At 63.3% G+C, this 6924-nt stretch carries 4 protein-coding genes; 1 reads left to right on the top strand and 3 read right to left on the bottom strand.

Features of this window, described 5'->3' with window-relative positions:
• Positions 1-123: 123 nt before the first annotated feature.
• The 3 genes from PMI38_RS18660 to ttgA are packed head-to-tail and all read right to left on the bottom strand — an operon-like array spanning position 124 to position 5885.
• The gene (locus PMI38_RS18660; protein WP_008097165.1) at positions 124-1578 is read right to left on the bottom strand and encodes an AdeC/AdeK/OprM family multidrug efflux complex outer membrane factor; all 1455 of its coding nucleotides are present in this window, start codon (positions 1576-1578) and stop codon (positions 124-126) included.
• The gene (ttgB, locus tag PMI38_RS18655) at positions 1575-4727 is read right to left on the bottom strand and encodes a multidrug efflux RND transporter permease subunit TtgB (protein ID WP_008097163.1); all 3153 of its coding nucleotides are present in this window, start codon (positions 4725-4727) and stop codon (positions 1575-1577) included. The genes PMI38_RS18660 and ttgB overlap by 4 nt, the downstream gene beginning before the upstream one ends.
• Before the next feature lie 3 nt (positions 4728-4730).
• On the bottom strand, positions 4731-5885 hold the full coding sequence (gene ttgA / locus PMI38_RS18650) for a toluene efflux RND transporter periplasmic adaptor subunit TtgA (protein ID WP_008097154.1): 1155 nt from the start codon (positions 5883-5885) through the stop codon (positions 4731-4733).
• 253 nt (positions 5886-6138) lie between these two features.
• On the opposite strand from ttgA, the gene PMI38_RS18645 reads away from it, so the two are divergent.
• Positions 6139-6771: a TetR family transcriptional regulator gene (locus tag PMI38_RS18645; RefSeq protein ID WP_008097153.1), complete on the top strand. Its 633-nt coding sequence runs from the start codon at positions 6139-6141 to the stop codon at positions 6769-6771.
• Positions 6772-6924 lie beyond the last annotated feature (153 nt).

Below are 6924 nucleotides of genomic sequence, written 5' to 3'. Positions count from 1 at the left end.
GCCCGCTCCCACAGGTCCGCCACTGAACCTGTGGGAGCGGGCTTGTCCCGCGAAGAGGCCAGTACAGGCAGTGAAAACAAAAAGCCCACCGCAGAGGGTGGGCTTGAGTTACCAGCAGAACGATCAGCTCTTCGGCGTATCCACCGAAGCCTGCTGATTGGCCTGCCCGGTCTGCTCGTACCAACCACCGCCGAGCGCCTTGTACAGGTTGACCTCGCTGGTCAGCTGCGCCAGGCGATCGCTGATCAGCGCCTGCTGGGCACTGAACAGGTTGCGCTGGGCGTCGAGGAAGGTCAGGTTGCTGTCGATGCCGATGCGGTAGCGACGTTCAGCCAGACGGTAGTAATCCTGGTTCGCCTGCACCAGGTCGCGTTGCGCCTGCAGCTGCTCTTCGAAGGTCTTGCGCGCCGCCAGGCCATCGGAGACTTCCTGGAAGGCAGTCTGGATGGTCTTTTCGTACTTGGCGACGTTGATGTCCTTCTGGATCTTCGAGTAGTCCAGGCTGGCCTTCAGGCTGCCGGCGTTGAAGATCGGCAGGCTGATCTGCGGCTGGAACAACCAGGTACCTTGCCCGCCCGAGAACAGGTGACCCATGTCCGGGCTCAGGCTACCGGCGTTGGCCGTCAGGCTGATGCTCGGGAAGAACGCTGCACGGGCTGCACCGATGTTGGCATTGGCGGCCTTGAGCAGGTGCTCGGCTTCCTGGATGTCCGGGCGGCGCTGCAGAATGTCCGACGGCAGGCCGGCCGGGACTTCGGCCAGTTGGTCGGCATTGAGCTCCAGCGGCGTGGCGAGGTTGCCAGGGATGCTGGTGCCGATCAGCACGGCCAGGTTGTTGACGTCCTGGGCGACCAGGCGCTGGTACTGCGAGTACTTGACCCGAGCGCCTTCCACGGCAGTGCGTGCCTGGCTGACGTCGAGCGCCGAGGCCACGCCGACTTCGTTGCTGCGACGGGTCAGGTTGTAGCTTTCCACGTAGGTCTTGAGGGTTTCCTCGGTCAGGCGGAACAGCGCCTGGTCGGCCTGCCAGGTGTAGTAGGCGTTGGCCACGCTGGACACCAGGGCGATCTGCGTGGAGCGGCGTGCCTGCTCGCTGGACAGGTAGGTTTCCAGGGCTTGCTCGGTCAGGCTGCGCACTCGGCCGAACAGGTCCAGCTCATAGGCACTGACGCCCAGGGTGGCCGAATACTGGCTGGTGATGCCGGACTCGCCGGTTTGCGACATGTTGCCCGGAACCCGTTGACGGCTGCCGCTGCCATCGGCCGAAACGGCCGGGAACAGGTCGGCACGCTGGATGCGGTACTGGGCGCGGTAGGCATCGAGGTTCAGCGCCGCGACGCGCAGGTCGCGGTTGTTGACCAGCGAGGTCTGGATCAGCTGCTGCAGCGCCGGGTCGTGGAAGAACTGGCGCCAGCCCTGCTCGGCGGCGGCCACGTCGGCCGACTGGGTCGGCGAGTACGCAGGGCCTTGCGGCCACTGCGCAGCTACCGGCGCTTCCGGGGTCTGGTAGTCGGGTATCAGCGAGCAGCCGCCCAGAATGAAAGCGGTTACCGCCAGGGACAACAAAGACTTGGTCATTGCCCAGCCTCATAACGTGGAGTTTCAGGGGTGGCGTCCGCATCCGGCTCTTTGCTGCCGAACAGCGACGACACTGCGACGAAGAATAGCGGTACCCAGAAGATCGCCAGCACGGTGGCGCTGATCATGCCGCCGATCACACCAGTGCCGATGGCGTGCTGGCTGCCGGCGCCCGCGCCGCTGGCAATGGTCAACGGTACCACGCCGAGAATGAACGCCAGCGAGGTCATGATGATCGGGCGCAGACGCATGCGGCACGCCTCGATCGCCGCGTCATACAGGCTGCGGCCCTGTTCGTGCAGTTCCTTGGCGAATTCGACGATCAGGATCGCGTTCTTCGCCGCCAGGCCGATGGTGGTCAACAGGCCGACCAGGAAGTACACGTCGTTGGACAACCCGCGCAGGCTGGTGGCGGCCAGCGCACCGATGATACCCAGGGGTACCACCAGCACGACCGCGATCGGAATCGACCAGCTTTCGTACAGGGCTGCCAGGCAGAGGAACACGAACAGTACCGAGAGGGCGAACAGTGCCGGCATCTGCGAGCCGGAGAGTTTTTCCTCGTAGGACATGCCGGTCCAGGAGAAGCCGATGCCGTCAGGCAGCTCGCCTGCGATGCGTTCCACTTCGGCCATGGCCTCACCGGTACTGTAGCCCGGCGCTGGTGCACCGAGGATTTCCATGGCCTCGACGCCGTTGTAGCGGGACAGCTTCGGCGAACCGTAGCTCCACTCGCCCTTGGCGAAGGAGGAGAACGGCACCATTTCGCCCGCACCGTTGCGCACGTACCACTTCTGCAGGTCTTCCGGGCTCATGCGCGCGTTCGGTTCGCCCTGGATGTACACCTTCTTGACCCGGCCGCGGTCGATGAAGTCGTTGACGTAGCTGGCACCGAGGGCGATCGACAGGGTGTTGTTGATGTCGGCGATGGTCACGCCCAGGGCGCTGGCACGTTCGTCATCGATGGTCAGCTGGTACTGCGGCTCATCGTTCAGGCCGTTCGGGCGCACGGCGCTGAGCACCTTGCTCTGCGCGGCCTTGGCCAGGAACTGGTTACGCGCCTCCATGAGTTTTTCATGGCCGACACCGCCGCGGTCCTGGAGGAACACGTCGAAGCCGGTGGCGTTACCCAGTTCGAGTACCGCAGGCGGGGCGAAGGCGAACACCATCGCATCGCGGAAGGTGAAGAAGTGCTGCTGGGCACGCTGGGCCAGGGCGAACACGCTGTTCTCCTTGGAGCGCTCATCCCATGGCTTGAGCATGATGAACGCCATGCCCGAGCTCTGGCCGCGACCGGCGAAGTTGAAGCCGTTGACGGTGAACACCGAGGCAACGGTATCGGCTTCGTCCGTGAGCAGGTACTCGCGCATCTGGTCGACGACCACCTGGGTACGCTCGGCACTGGAACCGGCCGGGGTCTGTACCTGGGCGAACAGTACGCCCTGGTCTTCCTCGGGCAGGAACGCCGTGGGGATGCGGGCGAACAGCCAGATCATGCCGACCACGATCAGGGCATAGGCGAGCAGGAACGGCACCTTGTTGCGCAGGATGGTACCGACGCTGCGCTCGTAGCCTTCCACACTGCGGTCGAAGTTACGGTTGAACCAGCCAAAGAATCCACGCTTGGCCACATGGTGCTCACCCTTCTTCACCGGCTTGAGCATGGTCGCGCACAGCGCCGGGGTGAAGATCAGGGCCACCAGCACCGACAGGCCCATGGCCGAGACGATGGTGATGGAGAACTGCCGGTAGATCACACCGGTGGAGCCGCCGAAGAAGGCCATCGGCAGCAGTACCGCCGACAGTACCAGGGCGATACCCACCAGGGCGCCCTGGATCTGCTCCATGGACCGCTTGGTCGCCTCCTTGGGCGGCAAGCCTTCCTCGGACATCACCCGCTCGACGTTCTCCACCACGACGATGGCGTCGTCCACCAGCAAGCCGATGGCCAGGACCATGGCGAACATGGTCAGGGTGTTGATGCTGAAGCCGGCCGCGGCGAGGATGCCGAACGTACCCAGCAACACCACCGGAACGGTCATGGTGGTGATGACGGTGGCGCGGAAGTTCTGCAGGAACAGGTACATCACCAGGAACACCAGGACCACGGCTTCGATCAGGGTGTGGATTACCCCGCTGATCGATTCGGTGACCACTGGCGTGGTGTCATACGGGAACACCGCTTTCACACCCGGCGGGAAGAACGGCTCCAGGTCGTTGACGGTCTTGCGCAGGGCCCTGGCCGTGTCGAGGGCGTTGGCACCGGTGGCCAGCTTGACCGCCAGGCCCGAGGCCGGCTTGCCGTTGAACTGGGCGCTGACGGAGTAGTTCTCGCCACCCAGGCCAACCTGGGCCACATCGCTCAGGCGTACTTGCGAGCCATCCTTGTTGACCTTGAGCAGGATCTTCTCGAACTGCTCGGCGGTCTGCAGGCGGGTCTTGCCGATGATGGTGGCGTTGAGCTGGGTACCGGGCAAGGCAGGCAGGCCGCCGAGCTGGCCGGAGGACACCTGCACGTTCTGCGCGGCAACCGCGGTCTTGACATCGACTGGGGTCAGCTGGAACTTGTTCAGCTTGGCCGGATCCAGCCAGATACGCATGGCGTACTGCGCACCGAACACCTGGAAGTCACCGACACCGGCAGTACGCGAGATCGGGTCCTGCATGTTGGAGACGATGTAGTTGGCCAGGTCGTCCTTGGTCATGCTGCCGTCTTCGGACACCAGGCCGATCACCAGCAGGAAGTTCTTCACTGCCTTGGTGACGCGGATACCTTGCTGTTGCACTTCCTGCGGCAGCAGCGGGGTGGCCAGGTTCAGCTTGTTCTGCACCTGGACCTGCGCGGTATCAGGGTTGGTGCCCTGCTCGAAGGTGGCGGTAATGGTCATGCTGCCGTCGGAGTTGCTCTCCGAAGACACATAACGCAGGTTGTCGATACCGTTGAGCTGCTGCTCGATGACCTGCACCACAGTGTCCTGCACGGTTTGCGCCGAAGCGCCCGGGTAGGTCACGGAGATGGCGATGGCCGGTGGGGCGATGCTCGGATACTGGTTGACCGGCAACTTCAGGATCGACAAGGCGCCGACCAGCATGATCACCAAGGCGATCACCCAGGCGAAGATCGGGCGATCGATAAAGAACTTCGACATGGTTTACTCCGCTTTGGCGTCTGCTTTGGCCGCGTTGGCCTGATCAGCGCCGGCCGGCTTCTTGACGTTGGTGGCATCGCTGACCTTGACCTCGACACCTGGGCGCACGTACTGCAGGCCTTCGGTGATCAGGCGGTCGCCCGGGTTGAGGCCTTCCTCGATCAGCCAGTCGCTGCCAAGGGTGCGGCTGGCCTTGAGCTGGCGCAGTTCGACCTTGTTCTCCTGGTTGACCACCATCGCGGTAGGGGCGCCTTTGAGGTCACGGGTCACGCCCTGCTGTGGGGCAAGGATGGCGTTGCTGTTGACCCCGGCCTTGAGCCGCGCATGCACGAACATGCGGGGCAGCAGCGTGTGATCGGGGTTGGGGAAGATGGCGCGCAGGGTGACGGAGCCGGTGGTCTCGTCGACCGCGACTTCCGAGAACTCCAGGCGGCCTTCCTGGTTGAACAGGCTGCCGTCTTCCAGCACCAGCTGTACGGACGCTGCGTTCTTGCCGGCCTTCTGCAACTGGCCACTTTCCAGGTCACGGCGCAGCTTGAGCAGCTCGGCGGTGGACTGGGTGACATCGACGTAGATCGGGTCGAGCTGCTGAATGGTGGCCATGGCGTTGGTTTGGCCGTTGCTCACCAGCGCACCTTCGGTGAACGAGGAGCGGCCGATGCGACCGCTGATCGGCGCCAGCACCTTGGTGTAGCGCAGGTCGATCTGCGCGCTCTTGAGCGAAGCCTCGGCCTGCAATCGTTTGGCATTGGCGTCGTCGTATTCCTGCTTGGAGATCGCTTGCTCGTCGATCAGCTGCTTGTAGCGCTCGGCCAGGGAGCGGGTCGCCTGCAGGGTGGCCTGGGCGTTAGCCAGGTTGGCTTCGTACACCGCGGGGTCGATCTGGTACAGCTGCTGGCCTTCCTTGACCTCGCTGCCTTCCTTGAACAGGCGCTTGAGGATGATGCCATTGACCTGTGGCCGCACTTCGGCGACGCGGTAGGCACTGGTGCGCCCCGGCAGTTCCGAGGTCAGGGTGAAGGATTGGGGTTGCAGGGTGACGACGCCGACCAGAGGAGCCTGCGCTGCGGGCGCGGCTTCTTCTTTCTTGCAGCCACTTAGCAGGGTTGCCAGGGCGACGGCGGAAACCAGAGCGGTAACGGCTGGCTTGAATTGCATGAGGATCCTCGGGTCGCTAGAGCAGGGAAACGCTCAAGAGTAATGGATGAGTCTTGTCGGAAAGAAACTATCCGGTGGATAAGTAGCTTACTAACGAATATACTTACATTCACGGTTGTTTGTAAATAGCGCTGGGTGGTAGCCAACGACTACCTCAGCCTTCGATTAGCCCATCCGGCAGGCACTCTGCAGAAGTGCCACCGGCGGATTTCCCGCAGGCGCTGCATGCGGGCCCAGATGAGGTCGTACTGCCATGGTCCGTCGAACCAAAGAAGAAGCCCAGGAGACTCGCGTCCAAATTATCGAGGCAGCGGAAAGGGCCTTCTACAACCGTGGGGTCGCGCGCACCACACTGGCCGAAATCGCCGAACTGGCGGGCGTTACCCGCGGGGCGATCTACTGGCACTTCAACAACAAGGCCGAGCTGGTGCAGGCCTTGCTCGACAGCCTGCACGAAACCCATGACCACCTGGCGCGCGCCAGTGAAAGCGAAGACGAACTGGACCCGCTTGGCTGCATGCGCAAACTGCTGCTGCAGGTGTTCAACGAGCTGGTGCTCGACGCCCGAACCCGGCGTATCAACGAAATCCTGCATCACAAGTGCGAGTTCACCGACGACATGTGTGAAATTCGCCAGCAGCGCCAGGGGGCGGTGCTGGACTGCCACGAGAGCATTACCTTGGCGCTGGCCAATGCCGTACGCCGTGAGCAGTTGCCCGCCGACCTTGACGTTGAGCGCGCGGCGGTAACCTTGTTTGCCTATGTAGATGGTCTGATCGGGCGCTGGTTGCTGCTACCGGACAGCTTCGACCTGCAGGGCGATGCCGAACAATGGGTCGACACCGGGCTGGATATGCTGCGCTTGAGCCCCGCGCTGCGCAAATGAGACTTTGTGAAGGATTGTGAGGAAGTGTTTCCCATCGCCATTAAGGTGGGATTAAAGCAGGGCCGCTGTGCGCCCCAATCGCCGGCAAGCCGGCTCCCACAATAAAGCCCTCCGCCGATCCGGTGGGAGCCGGCTTGCCGGCGATTGGGGCGC

Origin of the sequence: Pseudomonas sp. GM84 (genome assembly GCF_000282535.1) — a bacterium.
Classification (GTDB): domain Bacteria; phylum Pseudomonadota; class Gammaproteobacteria; order Pseudomonadales; family Pseudomonadaceae; genus Aquipseudomonas.
Note: the sequence above shows the minus strand (reverse complement) of the source record. Positions and strands in the feature narration are given on the sequence as shown.